Source organism: Massilia sp. LjRoot122 (assembly GCF_964252725.1).
Classification (GTDB): Bacteria; Pseudomonadota; Gammaproteobacteria; order Burkholderiales; family Burkholderiaceae_D; genus Telluria.
The window spans coordinates 3826520-3846375 of the sequence record NZ_CAXUPB020000001.1; the positions used below are offsets into that span (position 1 = coordinate 3826520).

Below are 19856 nucleotides of genomic sequence, written 5' to 3' on the forward strand. Positions count from 1 at the left end.
GTGAGATGGTCGCCATGCTCCGCAACACGGACTGGTCATCGACACCCCTGGGGCCACCATCGACCTGGCCGGAGGCCTTGCGCCTGCAGCTGAACATCTGCTTCGAGTCGGCCTTTCCCATCGCGGTATGGTGGGGACCGGATCTCATCCAGTTCTATAACGATGGCTACCGGCCGATCCTGGGCGCCACCAAGCATCCGCAGGCCTTCGGCCGGCCGGCGGTAGAAACCTGGCCCGACATCTGGCCGACCATCGGTCCCCTGGTCGAGCAGGTCGTCAAACAGGGAACCGCGGTCAAGGGCGAGGATATGCCCCTGGTCCTGGAACGCAACGGCTATCCCGAGCTGTGCCACTTCACTTTCTCATACAGCCCTATCCGCAATATCAAGGGCCACATCGACGGTATGTTCACGACGGCGGTGGAGACCACCGAACGGGTACGCACGGAACGCCGGCACGCCTTCCAGCTGACGCTGGCGGACAAGCTGCGCGGCCTTGCGGCGACGGATGACATCGTCGCCACTGCAACGGAACTGCTGTGCAAGCACCTGCAAGTGGCGCGCGCCTATTACGCGGAAATCGACGACCGCTCAGGGACCTTCAGTATTCCCTTGCAGTGGACCGAAAGCGCCGATCTGCCCCAGCTGCCGGCCTATGGCAGCATTGCCGAATTCGGCCCCTACCTGTTGACGACCTTGCGGCAAGGGCAAGCTGTCGTCGTCGAGGACATGCGCAGCGATCCGCACTTCGCCGGGTTCGTCGAGGCTTACGAGGCGCTCGCCATTCGCTCGATCATGATCGTCCCGCTGATTCGGGATGGCCGTCTGCGCGGCAACCTCAACGTCGCCCATACGTCGGCGCGCAAGTGGACCGCGGACGACATCATGGTCGTGGCGGACGTCGCCGAACGCACCTGGGACGCGCTGGAACGCGCCCGGGCGGAAGAAGCGCTGCGTACCTCGAGCCGGCTCAAGGACGAGTTTCTTGCGATGCTGGCCCATGAGCTGCGCAACCCGCTGGCGCCGATTTCCACCGCCGCAGAAATGCTGCGCATGGTCGCGCATGCGGATCCCAGGGTCACCAGGGCCAGCGAAGTGATCAGCCGCCAGGCCAAACACATGACGGCGCTGATCGACGATCTCCTCGACACCTCGCACGTGACGCGGCGCCTGGTCGAACTGGACAGGGAGCTCGTGAGCCTGAGGTCGATCGTCGACAACGCCATCGAGCAGGCCAGGCCGCTGATCGAAACGAAACGGCACCAGCTGCAGGTCCAGGACGATGCGCCCTCGCAGATGCTCATGGGCGACCGCAAGCGGCTGGTGCAGATCTTCGCCAATATCCTGAACAACGCTGCCAAATACACGCCGGAGGACGGCGTCATCACCTGCGCCATCTGGGTGGAAAACGATCAGGTACATGTCGAGATAGGCGACACAGGCATCGGCATCAAGAACACCCTGCTCCCCCACATCTTCGACCTCTTCACCCAGGCCGAACGGACGCCGGACCGGTCACAGGGAGGCCTCGGCATCGGATTGGCGCTCGTCAAGAGCATGGTGAGCCTGCATGGTGGCGAGATCACGGCTGCGAGTGCTGGCTTGGGGAAAGGAAGCGTGTTTACGGTGTCGCTTCCCATCGCGCAATACGGATGAGGCTGACGAAAAAAAGCCCCAACGTGTGGAGCTTTTATTCAATATGCTTGGCGGAAGCGGTGAGATTCGAACTCACGAACGGGTTCCCCCGTCGGCAGTTTTCAAGACTGCTGCCTTCAACCACTCGGCCACGCTTCCTGTGAGGAACCGGCATTATACATAATTCATCAATGCCGGCGAAGTCAATCAGGCCACCAGCAGCCAGTTCTCCCGCAAACACCGCTCGAAGTCGACCGCCGGCAACGGCTTGCTGTACAAGTACCCCTGCACCTCGTCACACCCCGACTCACGCAGGAAGGCCAGCTGCTCCAGCGTCTCCACCCCCTCCGCGATCACGCGCAGGCCGAGCTGCTGCGCCATGCTGATGATGGTCCCCGCAATCGCGCAGTCGCTCGCATCCTCCGGAATCCCGGTCGTGAACGAGCGGTCGATCTTGAGGGTGTCGATCGGGAAGCGCTTCAGGTAGGACAGGCTCGAATAGCCGGTGCCGAAATCGTCGAGCGACAGCGCCACGCCCAGTTGGTGGATGCGGTCCATGATCGCGGTGACGCGCTCGAAGTCGTGCATCAGCGTGCTCTCGGTGATCTCCAGCTCCAGCCAAGACGGATCCAGCTGGTAACGCGCCAGCGTGTCGGCCACGCGCGCCGGCAGCGAAGCCGTGAATTCGCGCGCCGACACGTTCACCGCCAGGCGCAGCGGCGCCACGCCGGCGCGCTGCCAGACCGCGGCCTGGGCGCAGGCCTGCTCCAGCACCCACTCGCCTACCTGCACGATCAGGCCGGTGCTCTCGGCCAGCGGGATGAATTCGCTCGGGGGCACCAGCCCGCGGGTCGGATGCAGCCAGCGCACCAGGACCTCGGCGCCGACGATGCGGTCGCTGCCGAGCTCGAATTTCGGCTGGTAGTACAGGATCAGTTCACCGTTGCCCAGCGCCTGGCGCAGCCCGGATTCGATGCGCATGCGTTCCTGCATGCCCTCGTTCATGTCCTGGCTGTAGAAGGCCACGCTGCGGTCCGGATTGTCCGCGGCCTGCTTGGCGCGCTCCATCGCGATGTCGGCAAGGCCCAGCAGGGTCTCGGCCTCGCTGCCGTCCTGGGGATAGACGCTGATGCCGATGCTGGCGCCCACGCGCAGGTCGTGGCCGCCGATCAGGAAAGGCGCATCGAGCGAGGCCTGCAGCTTCTGCGCCACCGTGGTGGCCTCGAAGTGCTGGCGGATGTCGAACAGGCCGACCGCGAACTCGTCGCCAGACAGGCGCGCAACCACGTCCTCGTCGCGCAGGGTGTCGCGCAGGCGCTGGGCGACCTGACGCAGCAGCTCGTCGCCGATGCGGCGGCCGAGCGTGTCGTTGATGCGCTTGAAGCGGTTCAGGTCGATGAACAGCACGCAGCCGGCGGCCTCGTTGCGCTGCGCGACCATCAGGGCCTGGTCCACCAGGCGCGCGAACAGGGTGCGGTTCGGCAGGCCGGTGAGTTCGTCGTAGTAGGCGAGGTGGTGCAGCTGTTCCTCGGCCTGCTTGCGCTCGGTGATGTCGGTCAGGTAGGCGATCAGGCCGATCGGGCGCTCGGCCAGGTCGCGCAGCGGCGACAGCGACAGGCTGGCCCAGAACACCTCGCCCGACTTCTTGCGGCGCCGGACTTCCATCATGCGCCCGCCCCCTTCCGCGAAGCTGTCGTGGAAGCCTTCGTCCTCGTCGGCGTACAGGAACAGGATGTTGCGGCCGATCGCTTCCAGCGCGCTGTAGCCGAACAGGTCTTCGGCGCCGCGGTTCCAGCTGGTGATGTAACCCATCTGGTCCATGGTCAGCACCGACTCGTGGATCTGGTCGAGGATCTGCGACTGGTGCGCGAGCTGGGCTTCCATCTGGGCGTAAGCATGGGTCGAGCGCACCGCCAGCGAATGCACCTGCAGCAGCGAGGCGGTCAGGTGCGCCAGCGCGGCCAGCTGGCGCGCGTCCTCGGCCGAATAAGCCTCGCGCCCCGCCACCTCGTAGATGCCGAACTGCTCGGACGTGCCGGCCACCACCTGGCGCAGCACCGGGCCGGCACATGCGGGGCTGGCGACGCCGGCGCCCGGCAGGAAGCGTCCCGACGGGCTGGCCAGCAGCGCGGCCGCGACGCGGCCCAGTTCCTCGTGCAGGGCGTCGCCGCGCAGGCGCAGGACGGCATCGCAGACAGCGCCCGTACCGCCGGCAAAATTCAGGGTTGCGTCGACCGGTACGAGCTGCATGTCAGACATTCCGTCCTACCTGGATGGCCCAGTGATAGGCGTTCAACTGGCTGTTCCACCAGCCGGCAGCGTCGATGCCCGCCTCCTTGAGCGCCTCCCCCGAGGGGTGGGCTTCCGTCAGGCGCAGCCAGCGCCCCAGGGTTCCGCTGCGCGCCAGCAGGGCTTGCGACACGTGCTGCGGCAGGTGCAGTTCGGCGACGATGTCCGGCATCGGCATGTGCAGCAAGCGGTCGAGCAGCGAGAACACGCCGGTCATGAAGGCCAGGTCGCAGTCGTCGCGCTCTGCCCCGCTCTGCTTGCACAGCGCTTCCAGCTGCGCGCCGCGGCGGGCGGCCAGCGGCAGCAGCAGGTTCGGCAGGCCGTCGGCCTGCTGGCGCGCGTACAGCAGCAGCTGCAGCCAGCGCTGCAGCTGGCGCCGGCCGAGCAGGCTGATGGCCTGGTTGAAGCTGGTGATCTGGGTGCTGACCGCGAAGGCGGCCGAGTTGACCAGCTTGAGCAGGTGGTAGGACAGGGTCGCGTCCTGTTTCAGCTGTTGCTCGATCTCGCGCGAATCGGCGTCGCGCGACAACAGGCCGAGCAGGCTCAGGATGCGGCGGCGCGAGCTGCCGTCCGGGGCGCCGCTGCCGGCCAAGGCCGGATCGCAGGGGTAGTCGCCGCTGAACCAGTCGAAGCCGAGCATCTCGCATTCGGCGAACACGGCGGCGCTGTCGACGCGGCGCGCGAGGTGGGGGCCGAACAGCGCCGCGAGGCGCCCTGCCGGTACCGGATCGCGGGTGCAGTCGCGCGCAAGCGTGCGCAGTGCAGGCGGCACCTTGACGCCGGCCGGCGGCGTGCCGTCGAGCCAGAGGCGGTAGCCGAGTTCGTGCAGTTCGGTGAGGCGGCGCGCCACGCCGTCCTGGGCCAGCGACGCGGCAGCGACGGCGAAGCCGATGCGGTTGGCCGGCATCAGGGCCAGCACGGGCGGCGTGAGGACGGCGGGATCGTCGAGCATCAGGAGGCCGTCGAGCGGGGCGATCGCAGCCAGCAGGTCGGGCGTGCCGAACAGGGCCTGCAGGCGCTGGCCCAGCTCAGGACCAGACTCGATGCGCAGGCACAGCGCCACCCACTCGTTCTGCCCATTGGCGACCGGGTCGATTGCTACCAGCGGAAACGAATTGTTGTCCGGCGCGGCCATGGAATGGGCTTTCTGGGGCTCTCAAGAAGCTCTGGTTGATTATTCAATCAATCTTATTCGAGCGATTATCAGAAAGCAACATCTTTTGTTTCTTTAGAGATACTTTCCGTACATACTCATAAATAACCACGGTTTGCCGCGCGCTCGACCGCGAAACGGATCAGTTCGGCCTGGCCCTCGATGCCGAGCTTGCGCTTGATGTTGAGGCGGTGGGTTTCCACGGTCCGTACCGACAGGTCGAGGGCGCGCGCGATCTGCTTGTTCGATTGACCGTCGGCGATATGGTTCAGCACCTCCTCCTCGCGTCCGGTCAGCACATTGCCGGGCGCCGCGGGACTGGCCAGCTGGCGCGCCAGCGCGGCGCTGTAGTAGATGCCGCCGCCCATCACGGTGTCGATCGCCAGCACGATGTCCTTGCCCGGCGCGTCCTTCAGCACGTAGCCGCGCGCACCGGCCTGCATCGCCTGGGTCACGTATTCCGGCTTGTCGTGCATCGACAGGATCAGCACCGCGATGCCGGGATAGTGCTGGAGCAGGCGCGCGGTGGCCTCGATGCCGCTGCCGCCCTTCATGTTCACGTCCATCAGCACCAGGTCGGGACGGCAGGCGCCGGCCTGCTCGATGGCTTCCTGGCCGGATCCGGCCTCGCCCACCACGCGCAGGCGCGGCGCCGCTTCCAGGCGCGCGCGCAGGCCGTCGCGCACCAGGGGGTGGTCGTCCACCAGGAGGATGCGGATTTCCTGTCCTTCGTCGCTCATGTCTGCTCCTTCAAGTCGATACTGGCCACCACGCGGGTGCCGAGCGGCGAGGAAGCGATCGCCAGTGTGCCGCCGATGGCTTCCATCCGTTCCATCATGTTGCGCAGGCCGATGCCGCGTTGCGGGTGGCGGGCGATGCCCTGGGCATCGAAGCCGCCGCCGTCGTCGGCGATGCTCAGGGTGAGGCAGCGGCCGCGCCGCGCCAGCAGCATCTCTACCTGGCGCGCGCCGGCGTGGCGCTCGGCATTCGTCAGCGCTTCTTGCGCGATGCGAAACAGCACCGTGCCCGCCATCTCGGGCAGCGCGTCGACCTCGCCCTCGGCGCGGAAGCGCACCGGCGTGCCGGTGTGGTATCCGAATTCGCTGGCCAGGTGGTCGAGCGCCGGCGCCAGGCCCAGGTCGTCCAGCAGCGCCGGGCGCAGATCGTGCGAAATGCGCCGCACCTCGCCCAGCACCGACTTGAGCTGGTCCACCGTGCGCTCGAGCGCACCGCGCGCGGCCAGCTGCTGGGCGGCGTCGCCGCCCAGGCGGATGATGCCCGCTTCGAGCTGCAGCTTGACCGAGACCAGCGCCTGGCTGATCCCGTCGTGCAGGTCGCGCGACAGGCGCGCCCGCTCTTCTTCCTGCGACTCGACCACGCGCTGGGCCAGCGCCTTGAGCTTGGCGTCGGCCACGCGCAGCTCGCGCAGGTTGAGCACCAGGCCGCCGCTGGCCACGGCGACCGAGGCCAGGACGGCCAGGCCGGCAATCCACAGCAGGGTCTCGTCGATATTGCGCGACTGCTGGGCGTCAACCTGGGCCAGCGCGTTTTCGACGTCGTCGAGGTAGATCCCGGTGCCCATCATCCAGCCCCAGTGCGCCACCGGCACCACATAGCCGAGTTTGGGCGCGGGCCGGTGCGAGGACGGCTTGGACCAGATGTAGCGGTGGAAGCCGCCGCCGGCACGGGCGCGCTCGATCAGGCGCTGGATGGTCGGCACACCCTGCGCATCGCGCCAGTTCCACATTTCGGTGCCGACCAGTTCGGGCTGGCGCGGATGCATCAGGCTGCGCCCCTGCATGTCGTACACGAAGAAATAGCCGTCGTCGCCGAAGCTCAGGGAGCCCAGGATGCGCTTGGCTTCCTCCAGCGTTGCCGGGTCGCTGCGGCCCGAGCGGACCAGGTGGCCGATCGACTGCGTGGCCAGGGCCACGTAGTGGCGCAGCTCGGCCTCCTTGCTCGCCAGGTAAGCGCGCTGGATGGTGGCGCGCTGCTGCTGGGCGAGTTCGACGGCCTGGTGGCGTACGAACAGGGCGATCGCGCACAAGGCCACGATCAGCGGGCCGATCGCCAGCACGATGAGCTTCTGCCTCAGGCGCATCCTGTTTCTCCCAATAAATCAGTCCAGCATTTTAAGGCGGAACGCGCCTCGCCGCTGCGGCCATCCGCTACGTAGTACTACGCAGGGACTGCGTAATGGTGCGCTTGTGGCGCTGATAATGGTGCAACATACTTGCCGGTACGCTGTCCAAAAATCCGCCGGCCGATCCGTCGCGCCCGGTTAAAAAAAGTTTCAATCCATCCTCGGAGGAGCACCATGAAAAGCATGTCGAGCGCGCTCGGCTGGATCGCATTGTCGGTCCTGGGCGCATTTTCGCTCGGGTACATCGCGGTCAAGCAAGGCGAAACCATCAACGCCATCTGGATCGTCGCAGCAGCAGTCTGCGTCTACCTGATCGCCTACCGCTTCTACAGCCGGTTCATCGCCTACAAGGCGCTGGGCCTGGACCCGAAGCGCCAGACCCCCGCCTACAAGTACAACGACGGCCTGGACTACGTCCCGACCAACAAGTACGTGCTGTACGGCCACCACTTCGCCGCGATCGCCGGCGCCGGCCCCCTGGTCGGCCCGGTGCTGGCGGCCCAGATGGGCTATTTGCCGGGCATGATGTGGATCCTGGCCGGCGTCGTCTTCGCCGGCGCCGTCCAGGACTTCATCGTGCTGTTCATGTCCACCCGCCGCGACGGCCGCTCGCTGGGTGACCTGATCAAGTCCGAAATGGGTGACATCCCCGGCCTGATCGCCCTGCTCGGCACCTTCATGATCATGGTGATCATCCTGGCCGTGCTGGCGCTGATCGTGGTCAAGGCGCTGACCCACTCGCCGTGGGGCAGCTTCACCGTCATGGCCACCATCCCGATCGCGCTCTTCATGGGCCTGTACTCGCGCTACGTGCGCGTCGGCCGCATCGGCGAGGTCTCGATCATCGGCTTCGTGCTGCTGATGCTGGCCATCATCGGCGGCCAGTGGGTGCACGACTCGCCGACCCTGTCCGTGATGTTCGATTTCACCGGCACCCAGCTGACCTGGATGCTGATCGGCTACGGCTTCGTCGCCTCGGTCATCCCGGTCTGGCTGCTGCTGGCGCCGCGCGACTACCTGTCCACCTTCCTGAAGATCGGCACCATCGTGGCGCTGGCGATCGGCATCGTGATCGTCGCTCCGGACCTGCGCATGCCGGCCACCACCAAGTTCATCGACGGTTCCGGCCCGGTATGGTCGGGCAACCTGTTCCCCTTCCTGTTCATCACCATCGCCTGCGGCGCGGTGTCGGGCTTCCACGCGCTGATCTCCTCGGGCACCACGCCCAAGATGATCGAGAACGAGACCCACGCCCGCTTCATCGGCTACGGCGGCATGCTGATGGAATCCTTCGTCGCCATCATGGCGCTGGTGGCGGCGTCCACCATCGACCCGGGCGTCTACTTCGCGATGAACAGCCCGGCCGCGGTGCTGGGCACCACCGCGCAGTCGGCCGCGGCGGCGGTGTCGCAGATGGGCTTCGTGATCACTCCCGAGTCGCTCGAGCAAATGGCGCGCGACGTCGGCGAGAACACCATCATCTCGCGCGCCGGCGGCGCCCCGACCCTGGCCGTGGGCATGGCCCACATCCTGTCGAACGTGGTCGGCGGCCCGGCCATGATGGCCTTCTGGTACCACTTCGCGATCCTGTTCGAGGCCCTGTTCATCCTGACCGCGGTGGATGCGGGCACCCGCGCCGGCCGCTTCATGCTGCAGGACCTGCTGGGCGCCTTCGCCCCGTCGCTGAAGCGCACCGAGTCGCTGCCGGCCAACCTGCTGGCCACCGGCCTGTGCGTGGCCGCCTGGGGCTACTTCCTGTACCAGGGCGTGGTCGATCCGCTGGGCGGCATCAACACCCTGTGGCCGCTGTTCGGCATCGCCAACCAGATGCTGGCCGGGATCGCGCTGATGCTGGGCACCTGTGTGCTGTACAAGATGAAGCGCGCGCAGTACGCCTGGATCACGGTGGTGCCGACCCTGTGGCTGCTGGCCTGCACCCTGACCGCCGGCTGGCAGAAGATCTTCGCGGCCGATCCGAAGGTCGGCTTCATCGCCCACGCCAACAAGTTCCAGGCCGCGCACGACGCCGGCACGGTGCTGGCGCCGGCCAAGACGATCGAGCAGATGGAGCGCATCATCTTCAACGACTACATCAATGCGACGCTGGCGGGCTTCTTCATGTTCGTGGTGTTGGCGGTGCTGGTGTACGGTGTGCGCACCGTGCTGGCGGCGCGTGCCAGCAACAAGCCGACCGCCAAGGAGACACCGTACGTCGCCATGCCAACCCCGCAGGTGCAGTGATGTTCGGCGCGCTGCTGGAGGCAGGCAAGGAAGCAGGCAAGTACCTCGGGCAGAGCATGCGCCTGATGGTCGGCCTGCCCGAGTACGACACCTACCTGGCGCACATGGAGCGTACCCACCCGGACCAGGCGCCGATGACTTACGAGGAATTCTTCCGCGAACGGCAGGAGGCAAGGTATGGGGGGAAACGGGCGACTTGTTGTTGAAGCCTGTTGAATGAAAGAGGGGCGCTGCGGCGCCCCTTCTTTTTTATGCACACACCGCCCTGATTCGCTTCGACCACTAAAGCATGATCCGTCATCCCGGCGTAGGCCGGGATCCAATTTCCGGCGCGGACCGCAAGCGCTTGCGTGCACCCGCCAACGTGATACGACGAACTTGGGTCCCGGCCTTCGCCGGGACGACGGTTTGGCAGCTAACAATGAGGTCAGCGCTACCTCTGCTCACTCTCCGAACGCCCTTCCCGCACACGTTGACATCCGTCAACGCTCCCCCTCCCCCTTGAACGTATATTTTTTTCTTGCGGGAATTTGCATTCCGCAAAGGAAGCCCTGCGTCGTCCGGCGTGGGGCCGTTCCGCCGTGCCTGCGGGATCAGAATGCCGAACTTCGAGCGCTCCAGCCTGAACCAGAAGCTGACCATTATCTCGCTGCTCTCGACCGCGACCGCCCTCATATTCGTGTTCGCGGCCTTCGCGGTGACCTCGGTGGCGAATCACCGGAAGGACGAGGCGATGCAGCTGTCGACCTTCGCCCAGGTGATCGCGGCCAGCAGCGCCGACTACCTGCTGCTGCGGGACGGTGCGCGCGCCCGCAATGCCCTGGGGGCGCTGGCATCCGAGAGCGACATCTCGTCCGCCGTCCTGTACGACCGCAACGGCAAGCCCTTCGCCCAGTACGTGACCGTCAGCGACAGCGCCACCGAAGACCTGGTCCCGCCCGCCGCGCTGGACGGCGTCGACGCCGACAGCCTGGCATCCGCCAACGCCGCCGGCCGGGACCTGCTGTCGCGCCGCATGCGCCTGTACCAGCCGGTGCTGGCGGGCGAGCTGCAGGTCGGCGTGGTGATGATCGAGACCGACCTGGTCGCGACCTGGATCGACATCCTCGCCGGGCTGGCCGTGATGGGCCTGGCGATGTGCGCCTCGCTGATCGTGTCGGTGGCCATGGCCAGCCGCTTCAAGCGCAGCATCGCCGAACCGGTGACCAAGTTGATCCAGGCCGCGCAAAAGGTCTCCGTCAGCCAGAACTACAGCCTGCGCATCGCCCACCGGCGTACCGACGAACTGGGCCAGCTGATCGACAGCTTCAACACCATGATGGCCCAGATCGAGGACCGCGGCGCGGCCCTGCTGCACCACCGCGACGAGCTGGAACGCCAGGTCGGCGTGCGCACCGAGCAGCTGGAAAAGGCCAAGAACGCCGCCGAAGCGGCCAGCCGCGCGAAAAGCGCCTTCCTTGCCACCATGAGCCACGAGATCCGCACCCCGATGAACGGCGTGCTCGGGATGACCGAAATGCTTCTCGCGACGGGTCTCTCCGATAGCCAGCGCAACTACACCACCCTGGTCAAGCGCTCGGGCGAGCACCTCCTGGTGATCATCAACGACATCCTCGACTTCTCCAAGATCGAGGCCGGCAAGCTGACCATCGAGTACATCAACTTCAACCTGTGGGACCTGCTGGACGACATCCACAACGTGTACACGCCGCAGGCGGCCGGCAAGGGAATCGGCTTCGACTTCGACATCGCCAACGACATCCCGGTGGCGATCTGCGGCGATCCGAACCGGCTGCGCCAGATCATGGCCAACCTGCTCGGCAACGCCATCAAGTTCACCGAGGAAGGCCGCATCCTGGCCCGGGTGCGGGTGGCCGGCGAGGATACCCAGTCCGTCATGCTGCGCTTCGAGGTGCATGACACCGGCATCGGCATCTCGCGCGAAGCGCGGGCGCGCCTGTTCGAGGCCTTCTCGCAGGCCGACGATTCCACCACGCGCCGCTACGGCGGCACTGGCCTGGGCCTGGCGATCTCGAAGCAGCTGGTGGAGCTGATGGGCGGCGCCATCGGCGTGGACAACGCGCCCACGCGCGGTTCGATCTTCTGGTTCACGGTCAGCTTCGACAAGCGCCGCGTGGATCCCGATGCGCCGGATGCGCCCGGCCGCCGCCAGCACCCGCTGGAAGGCCTGCGCGTGCTGGTGGTGGACGAGCAGGAGGAAAGCCGCGAAGACCTGGCCCAGCAGCTGCGGGCCTGGTGCGCCAGCTGCGACAGCGCGGCCAGCGCGGCGGCGGGCTATGAACGCCTGCTGAGCGCGGCCCGCGCCGGCCGTCCCTACGATGCGGCGGTCCTCGACATGGAGCTGACCCACACCAGCGGCCTGGCGCTGGCGGCCTCGATCAAGGCCGATGCCGGGGCCCGCGCCACCCACCTGGTGCTGGTCAGTCCGGAACGCCTGGCGGCCGATCCGATCCAGCGCCGCGCCGCCGGCGTCGCCTACCAGCTGGTCAAGCCGGCCCGCGCGGCCGACCTGTACGCCTGCCTGGCCGCCTGCGCGGCGCGCCTGCATGCACCGGCTGCCAGCGCCGCGCCGGCAGCGCTCCAGGCCCGTGTCCCCGCCAGGCCCGCCGCCGCCGAGGCGCGCCCGGCCGCGCGCGCCCGGGCGCGCCGCGTGCTGCTGGCCGAGGACAATCCGGTCAACGTCGAAGTCGCGAAGGCGATGCTGGAAAGCCTGGGCATCGAGGCGCATTGCGCGCGCAACGGCCAGGAGGCGCTGCAGGCAGTGCGCGCCGGTGGCTTCGACGCCGTGCTGATGGACTGCCAGATGCCGGTCATGGATGGCTTCGCGGCCACCGCCGCGATCCGGCGCCACGAACGCGAAGCCGGCCGCGCGCGCACCCTGCCGGTCATTGCGATCACCGCCAACGCCCTGCAGGGCGACCGCGAAGCCTGCCTGGCCGCCGGCATGGACGACTACCTGTCCAAGCCCTTCACCCAGCAGCAGCTGGCCGCCGTGATCGGCCGCTGGGTCGCGGTGCCGCTGGCGGCCACCAGCCACCACCTCGATGCGCCGCCGCGCCTGCCGCCCGAGACGGTCGAGGTGATCCAGCGCGAAGCCGTCAACCGGGTGGCGCTCGACAACATCCGTGCGCTCAGCCGCGACGGCGGCGATGCGCTGGTGCAGAAGGTCATTGCCGCCTATGTGGGCGACACGCCGCGCCACCTAGCGACCTTGCGCGAGGCGGTCGATGGCATGGATGCGGGCAGCGTGCGCCGCGTCGCCCACAGCCTGAAGTCGGCCAGCGCCAACGTCGGCGCCGCGCGCCTGGCGACGCTGTGCAAGGAACTCGAACAGCTCGGACGCGCCGACACGGTCATCGGCGCCGACCGCATCCTCGCCGACATGGAACACGAATTCCAGACCGTGCGCCATTCGCTCCACGCCATGCTTGAAAAGGAAACCTGAGATGCCTTCTTCTCCCCCAAAGCGCGGAACGGTCCTGGTCGCCGACGACGACCCGGTGATGCGCATGCTGATGCTCGAGATGCTGGCCCAGGTCGGGCTGGACGCGATCGAGGCGGCCGACGGCGCGCTTGCTGTCGAACTGGCGCACAGCCGCTCGCCCGACCTGATCCTGATGGACGTCGAGATGCCGTGCATGGACGGCTTCGCGGCCTGCGAGGCGATCCGCCGCGCGGGCTTCGTCAACGCCTTCGACGGCGGCACCGTGCCGATCGTGATGGTGACGGGCGGCGACGACCTGGAAGCGGTCACGCGGGCCTACGAGGCCGGCGCCACCGACTTCGTGTCCAAGCCGATCAACTGGCCGATCCTTGGCCACCGCGTGCTCTACGTGCTGCGCGCCAGCGATGCCATCGCGCGCCTGCGCATCGCCGATGCCCAGAACCGCGCGGTGCTGGCCGCCATTCCGGACACCTTCTTCCGGCTCGACCGCGACGGCTTCTACCTCGACTACGAGCCGGGCCACGAGCGTCCGGGCCGCGCGCGCGCCATGTCCCAGCCGCAGCCGCATGCGCAAGCCTGCGTCGGCAAGCACATCACCGACGTGCTGCCGCCCGAGATCGCCGGGCGCATGCTGGAACAGATGCGCACCGTGCTCGCCACCCAGCAGGTGCGCTCGGTCGAATACGAACTCGAACACTGCGGCGAAGTGCAGCATTTCGAGGCGCGGCTGGTCGCCACGGGAGACGCGCAGGTGCTCGGCCTGGTGCGCGACATCAGCGAACGCAAGCGCGCCGAAGAGCAGATCCGGCGCCTCGCCTACTGCGACAGCCTGACCGGCATCCCAAACCGCCAGGCCTTCCTGGAGACGCTGGAGCGCGAGCTGCAGCGCTCCAAGATCGGCAACAAGAAGTTCGCGGTGCTGTTCATGGACCTCGACGCCTTCAAGCGCATCAACGACACGCTCGGCCACAACGCCGGCGACGCGCTGCTCAAGATGGTGTCCGAGCGCCTGCGCGAGACCACCCGCCCGAGCGACCTGGTGTCACGCGGCGATGGTTCAGCCGCCAAGCCGGAGCACGCGACCAACTTGGCGCGCCTGGGCGGCGACGAGTTCACCATCCTGATTCCCGACCTCGAACGGGTCGAGCATGCGCTCAATGTGGCGCACCGCGTCAAGGAGGCGATGCGGCGGCCCTTCCTCATCGAGGGCAACGAGATCTTCGTCACCGCCAGCATCGGCATCTCCCTGTTCCCGGAAGACGGCGACGATTGCGGCTCGCTGCTCAAGTTCGCCGACACCGCGATGTACCACGCCAAGAACTGCGGCAAGAACAATGCGAAGCTGTACAGCTCCTCGCTGACGATGCAGATCATGAGCCACGTGAAGCTCGAGGTCGGACTGCGCAAGGCGCTGCAGAACGACGAGCTGTATCTGGTCTACCAGCCGCAGCGCGACGTGCGCAGCGCCGAAATCGTCGGCGTCGAGGCGCTGGTGCGCTGGCGCCACCCGGAACGCGGGCTGGTGCCGCCGACCGAATTCATCCCGCTGGCCGAGGAGACCGGCCTGATCGTGCCGATCGGCGAATGGGTGCTGCGCACCGCCTGCCGCCAGGCCAGATCCTGGCAACGCCACGCCCAGCGCACGCTGCGCATGGCGGTCAACCTGTCGGCCAAGCAGTTCAAGGACGAGAACCTGTCGCAGATGGTGCACTCGGCCCTGCTGGATGCCGGCCTGGAACCGCGCCTGCTGGAACTGGAGCTGACCGAAGGCACGCTGATGGACGATGCGCGCGCCACCCTGATCACGCTGGAACGGCTGCGTGGAATCGGTGTCTACCTGTCGATCGACGACTTCGGGACCGGCTATTCGTCGATGAACTATTTAAAACGCTTCGACGTGCGCGCGCTGAAGATCGACCGCAGCTTCATCAACGGCCTGCCCCAGGACTCGGAAAACGCGGCCATCACGCGCGCCATCATCGCGATGGCGCACGGCCTGAAGATGGTGGTGGTGGCCGAGGGCGTCGAGACCGGCGAACAGCTGCTGCTGCTCGAGCAGTATGGCTGCGACATGGTGCAGGGCTACTACCTGGGGCACCCGTCGAGTGCCGAGGCGATTACCGGGATGCTGCAGGCGCCCTTGCTGCTGCCGGAGAAGTAGGCAGGAAACGCAGCGTATGCTGCGCCGCCCCCGGCAGCAGCGGCACCGGCTTCGCCGCCACCCACTCCGCGTGCCCCGACAGGAAGTACGGCGACAGCGGATGCCCGCTCTGCCCGCCCGGCATGTTGTACAGGCCTTCCTCCTCGCGCCCCGGCGCCACCGTCATGCGCTCCGACTGCCCGAACTTCGGCCCGGCCACGCGCGGCATATTGGAATCGCCGGCCAGCTGGTCGGCCGGCGCCCCCAGCAGCGGCTTCAGCAGCGGCACCGCCATGCTGATGGGGTGGGCGATCGCGGCGCGGTTGCGCCGGCCCCAGGTGGCATTCGCGAGCGGCTCCCCGTCCTCCGTCAAGTCCTGGATCACGCGGTCGATGGCGGCCAGCTCGAGCGCGCGCCAGTCGGCATGGCCGGGCGGCAGCCAGCCGGCGGGCCGGGTGTCGAGCAGGCGCGCCACGACCTCGGGCCAGCGGGTGGTGGCGGTGGCCAGCGTGGCCTTCGGTTCGAGCGCGTCGATGGCCTGGTTGGCACGCCCGAACAGCAGCTCGTTGAGGGCCCACATGTAGTTGCGTGCCAGCCGGTAGCCGACCGAATCGACGCTGGCGCGGCCGTTCCAGCTGGTCTCGAGCAGGCGGCGGAACTCGGCGCGCTGCGGCTGCCCCGCCAGTGCCCGGGGATCGAGCGCGCGCAATGCGCGCTCGCGCCAGGGCGCGATGAACAGGGCGCGGTCGTCGAGCGCCACGGCGTGGACCTGGCGCAGGTCCAGCCTCGAACCGAGCGCGCGCAGGCCCTCGGCCAGCTGGCGGTTACGCGCGCCGATGTCGAAGCCGCCGTCGCCGATCAGGGCGGCGCCTTCGCCCATCAGCTGGCGGCTGTTGGCGGTCGTGAGCTGGCCGTCGGCCGGATTCAGCACCCGCGGATAGCGCTGCGGCGCCAGCAGCGCGCTCCAGGTCGGCACGCCCTCTTCCAGCGGGAAGCTGCTCGCCAGCGGCGCCGTGGCGCGCTGCGGCAGCAGGCCGGCGATGGTCCAGCCGATGTTGCCGGCCGCGTCACCCGCCACGAAATTCTGCGCCGGGATGCCGTCGACCGCGGCAATCGCCAGGGCCTCGTCGACGCTCCCGGCCGTCTCCAGTTCCATGTGCCTGAGGTTGATGGCGGCCGGGTCGTGCGCGATCCAGTGCACGGCGTACTGGCGCCCGCCGGCCGTGTAGATCGGCCCCAGCGAGGTTTCGCGCACCACGAAGCGCTCGGCCGGCGCGCCCTTCGCGGCGATCATCTCCACGTGACTGGCCGGCGTTTCCCAGCCGGCCGCGGTGCGCACCTGTCCCGGACGCGCAGGATCGAGGCCGAGCGCCACCAGGTCGACCAGGTCGGCATAGCTGTTGGTGAAGGCCCAGGCCACCTGCCCGTTGCTGCCGACGATGATGCTCGGCGGCGCCCCGGGCAGGCTGACGCCGGCCAGCCGGCGCTGTCCGCCCCTGGGGTCGGGGAAGCGCAGCGCCAGGCGATACCAGATGTTCGGCAGTTGCAGGCCGAGGTGCATGTCGTCCGAGACGATGGCCGCGCCGCCGGCGCTGCGGCTGCCGGCCACCGCGTAGTTGTTGCTGCCGACCGAATCGGCGAAGGCGGCGCCTGCCAGTTCGATGGGCTTCCCGGCGGCCGCGCCCCACCAGGCCGGCGCCTTGGGCGGGATCGGGGCATCGGCTGCTGCCCTTGCTGCACCGGCATCGAGCGTCGCGTCCCAGCGGCTCGCCTCGGGCAGCAGGAAGGCCAGCTGCGCCAGGTCGCTGTGCGCCCGCAGCCAGCCGCGCGCCAGTTCGCGCGGCACCTGGTTGCCCTGCAGGTCGATGTACATCGCCCAGATCACCAGCAGCGAATCGGCGGCGCTCCAGGGGCGCGCTTCGGTGCCGGTCAGCAGGTATTCGAAGGGTTTGGCTTGCAGCGCGCGCAAGCCGTCGTTGACGCCGGCGACATAGCGGTCCAGCAGGGCACGCTCGGCTGCGGGCAGGCGCTCCAGGGCCAGCCGGGCACGGGCGCGGAAACGGTGCAGGCGGCGCGAGCGGTCGAGCGGCAGTGCGCGCGGGCCGAACAGTTCGGCCAGCTCGCCGGCCGCGGTACGGCGCAGCAGGTCCATCTGGAAGAAGCGTTCCTGGGCGTGCACGAAACCGGTGGCATAGGCGAGGTCGGCGCGGCTGGCGCCGCTGATCAGGGGCACGCCGCCGGCGTCGCGCGCCACCGTCACCGCGGCCTGCAGGCCGGGGACCTTGCGCTCGCCATCGAGCTGGGCCAGGCTGGCGCGCAGGACCAGCCAAGCGGCAAGCAGCGCCAGCAGGACGAGCGCCAGCAAGCCGGCCAGCCCACGCAGGGTCCAGGTCTTCCATCGGCGCTGCGGCATCTTGGTTTCTCCCCCTTTTTTTCGCGTATCTTGCCAGAAATGAGAGCGTCCTGGCGACCCGGCCTTGTCGTCTCCGGATCCGGAGCGTGGTCATGCACGATTGATTTATGCACGACACGTCCCCAACTGCAGTTCTATACTGGAAGCAGGCCGCCAGGACGGCGGACAAAGGAGTTCATCATGCAAATGGCAAAGTATGCGGTAGTGGCAATGACCTTGACGCTTGCGGCCTGCAGCACGCCACAGCAGCGCGCCGAGCGCATGCAGGCGGAAATGGCCGAGCTGATGACCATCTACGGTCCGGCCTGCTCACGGCTGGGTTACGCGGAGAACAGCGACCAGTGGCGCCACTGCGTGCTGCAGCTCAGCACGCGCGAGGAACTGCGCCATACCGGTCCTTCGTACTACGGCGGCTTCGGCGCGCGCCACTGGCGCGGCGGCGGCTACTGGGGACCGTACTGGTAAGTGACTGCTGAGTTACTGGCAAGCAGGCGCCGCGCGAACGCGGCCTTGGTCATGGCCGTGTGCGTGGCGAGCAGGCGTTCGACCGTGGCCTGCGCATGGCGCAGCAGGCGCGGATAACGCACGTCCGGCGGATGCAGGCCCAGGCGGATGAGCGGACGGTGCGCCAGCGCCAGCGCGAGCAGGTCCGCCAGCAGCGGCGATGCCAGCCGTCCACTGCGGTTGCGCGCCGCATAGACCAGCGACGGTGACAGCAAGGCGCCGCCGCTGCCCCTGCCAGCACCATGTAGCAGGTGAAAGTGCTTCCAGGTCGTGGTGTAGTCGAAGTCGAAGCCGCGCAGGGCTTCCCAGGCCCCCTCCCCCATCAGCCATGCCGGCGGCACGAAGCCGCGCACCGGCCAGCCGCGCTCGGCGAACCAGTCGAGCCCGCGCTGGATGCGCCGCGCCGCCTCCTCGGCCGGCAGGGCCGCGAACTCGCCTTCGATGCTGTAGCTGCCGCGCAGGAAGCGCTCGCCCAAGCCGGGACCGCGCGGCGCCGTATCGAGGTGGGTAAAGCCGTGCAGCACCAGTTCGTCGCCGCGCGCCAGGGCCCGTTCGAGCCCGGCTTCCATGCGGGCGGCATCGCCGCCGGCGCGGTGGTACTGGGGCACCACGAGCCAGCTCAGTGGCAGGTCGGCCACCGCGCGCATGGCCTGGGCCAGGCGCGCGCATTCGTCCCAGGTCGCCGGGGCGACGTCGTGGACCGAGACGCACAGCACCGGCCGCGCGTCCCGGGATTCAGTCGGGCACACAGAGGCGCTCCAGCGCGCGCTGCGCTCCCTGGCGCGATGCGAGCAGGCTGCCGTAGCGGTGCATCAGCTGCGGAAAGACCTGGCTCCAGTCGTAGTGCTCGTGCGCCTTGCGGCGCGCATTGGCGCTCAGGCGCGCCAGGTCGCGGCCGTAGATCGCCTCGATGGCGCCGGCCAGGCTGTCGACGTCGTTCGGGCGCGCCAGGATGCCGGTCTGCTCGTCCACCAGCTCGGCCACGCCGCCGCCGGCCGTCCCCACCACCGGCAAGCCGCAGGCCATCGCCTCGAGCACGATCAGGCCGAAGGTTTCGCAGTCGCCCGGATGCACCAGCACGTCGCAGCTCGCCAGCACAGCGGCCAGCGCGCGCTGGTCGCGCTGGAAGGGCATGAAGCTCAGCTGCGCATGCTGCGGCAACTGCGCCCCGCCCCCGACCAGCAGCAGGTGGTAGGGCTTGCCGAGCTTGCGCACGGCGTCGATCAGGAAAGGCAGCTTCTTGTCGGCGGTGAAACGGCCGGCATAGACCAGCAGCCGGGTGTCTTCCGGCAGGCCGAGCTCGGCCCGCAGGCTGTCGCGGCGGCGGCGCGGGTGGAAGATCTCGCTGTCGATGCCGAGCGGCTGGTGCAGGGCGTGCGTGACGCCCATGTCGGCCAGCTGGTGCACCATCAGGCGGCTGGGCGCGAGCACGGTATCGAACTCGCGGTACAGGTGCGCCAGGTATTTGCAGCTGCCATGGGAAATGGTGTCGCCGAAACGGTTCTGCACCAGGCGCGGCAGGTCGGAATGGTAGAAGGCGATGGCCGGGATGCCGAGCTGCTGGCGCAGGCGCAGCGCCGCCCAGGCACTATGGCCGGCGTCGCCCGCCTCGATCAGGTCGGGTTCGGCCGCGCGCAGGCGCCGCGCTGCCGCCGCCACCGAGACCGGCATGCGGTAGCCGTGGAGACCGGGAAAGGGCAAGGCCGGCACCCGCACCAGGCTGGGCGCCTCGTCGTCGCCGACGTTGGGACTGAAGATGGTGTGCCGCGCCCAGCCATAGCGCGCAAGCCAGCGTGACTTGGCGTTCAGGTAGGTGCTGACGCCGCCACCCTCGGCGGCGTAGAACATCGTGATGTCGACAAGATGCATGTAG

General features: G+C 68.2%; 13 protein-coding genes and 1 tRNA gene. 6 read left to right on the forward strand and 8 right to left on the reverse strand.

Annotated features, from left to right (window positions below):
- Positions 1 to 14: 14 nt before the first annotated feature.
- Positions 15 to 1655 carry an ATP-binding protein gene (locus ACSQ25_RS16750; protein ID WP_436106805.1) on the forward strand — a complete coding sequence of 547 codons (1641 nt, stop codon included), beginning with the start codon at positions 15 to 17 and terminating at the stop codon, positions 1653 to 1655.
- A 48-nt stretch (positions 1656 to 1703) separates the two neighbouring features.
- On the opposite strand, the gene ACSQ25_RS16755 is transcribed toward ACSQ25_RS16750, so the two are convergent.
- The 5 genes from ACSQ25_RS16755 to ACSQ25_RS16775 all read right to left on the reverse strand — a co-directional run bounded on the left by ACSQ25_RS16755 (position 1704) and on the right by ACSQ25_RS16775 (position 7177).
- Positions 1704 to 1793: transfer RNA gene (locus ACSQ25_RS16755), tRNA-Ser, on the reverse strand.
- Positions 1794 to 1841: 48 nt separating this feature from the next.
- Positions 1842 to 3884: a putative bifunctional diguanylate cyclase/phosphodiesterase gene (locus ACSQ25_RS16760; protein WP_436106806.1), complete on the reverse strand. Its 2043-nt coding sequence runs from the start codon at positions 3882 to 3884 to the stop codon at positions 1842 to 1844.
- Between the two features lies 1 nt (position 3885).
- Positions 3886 to 5058: an EAL and HDOD domain-containing protein gene (locus ACSQ25_RS16765; RefSeq protein ID WP_436106807.1), complete on the reverse strand. Its 1173-nt coding sequence runs from the start codon at positions 5056 to 5058 to the stop codon at positions 3886 to 3888.
- A 116-nt stretch (positions 5059 to 5174) separates the two neighbouring features.
- On the reverse strand, positions 5175 to 5816 hold the full coding sequence (locus ACSQ25_RS16770) for a response regulator transcription factor (RefSeq protein WP_436106808.1): 642 nt from the start codon (positions 5814 to 5816) through the stop codon (positions 5175 to 5177).
- Positions 5813 to 7177, reverse strand: coding sequence for a cache domain-containing protein (locus tag ACSQ25_RS16775; RefSeq protein WP_436106809.1), 1365 nt, complete (start codon positions 7175 to 7177; stop codon positions 5813 to 5815). The genes ACSQ25_RS16770 and ACSQ25_RS16775 overlap by 4 nt, the downstream gene beginning before the upstream one ends.
- A 216-nt stretch (positions 7178 to 7393) precedes the next feature.
- On the opposite strand from ACSQ25_RS16775, the gene ACSQ25_RS16780 reads away from it, so the two are divergent.
- From ACSQ25_RS16780 to ACSQ25_RS16795, 4 genes are all read left to right on the forward strand, one after another.
- On the forward strand, positions 7394 to 9460 hold the full coding sequence (locus ACSQ25_RS16780; protein ID WP_436106810.1) for a carbon starvation CstA family protein: 2067 nt from the start codon (positions 7394 to 7396) through the stop codon (positions 9458 to 9460).
- A complete protein-coding gene (locus ACSQ25_RS16785) occupies positions 9460 to 9666 on the forward strand; it encodes a YbdD/YjiX family protein (RefSeq protein WP_436106811.1) in 207 nt (68 codons plus the stop codon). The genes ACSQ25_RS16780 and ACSQ25_RS16785 overlap by 1 nt, the downstream gene beginning before the upstream one ends.
- A 392-nt stretch (positions 9667 to 10058) precedes the next feature.
- The gene (locus ACSQ25_RS16790; RefSeq protein WP_436106812.1) at positions 10059 to 12926 is read left to right on the forward strand and encodes a response regulator; all 2868 of its coding nucleotides are present in this window, start codon (positions 10059 to 10061) and stop codon (positions 12924 to 12926) included.
- A 1-nt stretch (position 12927) separates the two neighbouring features.
- On the forward strand, positions 12928 to 15087 hold the full coding sequence (locus ACSQ25_RS16795; protein ID WP_436106813.1) for a putative bifunctional diguanylate cyclase/phosphodiesterase: 2160 nt from the start codon (positions 12928 to 12930) through the stop codon (positions 15085 to 15087).
- On the opposite strand, the gene ACSQ25_RS16800 is transcribed toward ACSQ25_RS16795, so the two are convergent.
- Entirely contained in the window at positions 15044 to 17479 is a 2436-nt protein-coding gene (locus ACSQ25_RS16800) for a penicillin acylase family protein (RefSeq protein WP_436106814.1), read from the reverse strand. The two genes, ACSQ25_RS16795 and ACSQ25_RS16800, sit on opposite strands and share 44 nt — an antisense overlap.
- A 180-nt stretch (positions 17480 to 17659) precedes the next feature.
- Between ACSQ25_RS16800 and ACSQ25_RS16805 the strand changes: the two genes are divergently transcribed.
- Positions 17660 to 17944, forward strand: a complete 285-nt coding sequence (locus ACSQ25_RS16805) for a hypothetical protein (RefSeq protein ID WP_436106815.1) — start codon at positions 17660 to 17662, stop codon at positions 17942 to 17944.
- Here the strand turns inward: ACSQ25_RS16805 and ACSQ25_RS16810 are convergent.
- Positions 17923 to 18732, reverse strand: coding sequence for a DUF2334 domain-containing protein (locus ACSQ25_RS16810; protein WP_436106816.1), 810 nt, complete (start codon positions 18730 to 18732; stop codon positions 17923 to 17925). The two genes, ACSQ25_RS16805 and ACSQ25_RS16810, sit on opposite strands and share 22 nt — an antisense overlap.
- A complete protein-coding gene (locus tag ACSQ25_RS16815; protein WP_436106817.1) occupies positions 18719 to 19852 on the reverse strand; it encodes a glycosyltransferase family 4 protein in 1134 nt (377 codons plus the stop codon). Before ACSQ25_RS16815 ends, ACSQ25_RS16810 begins: the two co-directional genes overlap by 14 nt.
- Between the last annotated feature and the right edge of the window lie 4 nt (positions 19853 to 19856).

What these genes read in the sequence shown, in the direction of transcription:
- ACSQ25_RS16750 (WP_436106805.1), top strand. Translation starts at nt 15, where the DNA reads ATGCTCCGCAACACGGACTGGTCATCGACACCCCTGGGGCCACCATCG.
- ACSQ25_RS16760 (WP_436106806.1), bottom strand. Translation starts at nt 3,884, where the DNA reads ATGCAGCTCGTACCGGTCGACGCAACCCTGAATTTTGCCGGCGGTACG.
- ACSQ25_RS16765 (WP_436106807.1), bottom strand. Translation starts at nt 5,058, where the DNA reads ATGGCCGCGCCGGACAACAATTCGTTTCCGCTGGTAGCAATCGACCCG.
- ACSQ25_RS16770 (WP_436106808.1), bottom strand. Translation starts at nt 5,816, where the DNA reads ATGAGCGACGAAGGACAGGAAATCCGCATCCTCCTGGTGGACGACCAC.
- ACSQ25_RS16775 (WP_436106809.1), bottom strand. Translation starts at nt 7,177, where the DNA reads ATGCGCCTGAGGCAGAAGCTCATCGTGCTGGCGATCGGCCCGCTGATC.
- ACSQ25_RS16780 (WP_436106810.1), top strand. Translation starts at nt 7,394, where the DNA reads ATGAAAAGCATGTCGAGCGCGCTCGGCTGGATCGCATTGTCGGTCCTG.
- ACSQ25_RS16785 (WP_436106811.1), top strand. Translation starts at nt 9,460, where the DNA reads ATGTTCGGCGCGCTGCTGGAGGCAGGCAAGGAAGCAGGCAAGTACCTC.
- ACSQ25_RS16790 (WP_436106812.1), top strand. Translation starts at nt 10,059, where the DNA reads ATGCCGAACTTCGAGCGCTCCAGCCTGAACCAGAAGCTGACCATTATC.
- ACSQ25_RS16795 (WP_436106813.1), top strand. Translation starts at nt 12,928, where the DNA reads ATGCCTTCTTCTCCCCCAAAGCGCGGAACGGTCCTGGTCGCCGACGAC.
- ACSQ25_RS16800 (WP_436106814.1), bottom strand. Translation starts at nt 17,479, where the DNA reads ATGCCGCAGCGCCGATGGAAGACCTGGACCCTGCGTGGGCTGGCCGGC.
- ACSQ25_RS16805 (WP_436106815.1), top strand. Translation starts at nt 17,660, where the DNA reads ATGCAAATGGCAAAGTATGCGGTAGTGGCAATGACCTTGACGCTTGCG.
- ACSQ25_RS16815 (WP_436106817.1), bottom strand. Translation starts at nt 19,852, where the DNA reads ATGCATCTTGTCGACATCACGATGTTCTACGCCGCCGAGGGTGGCGGC.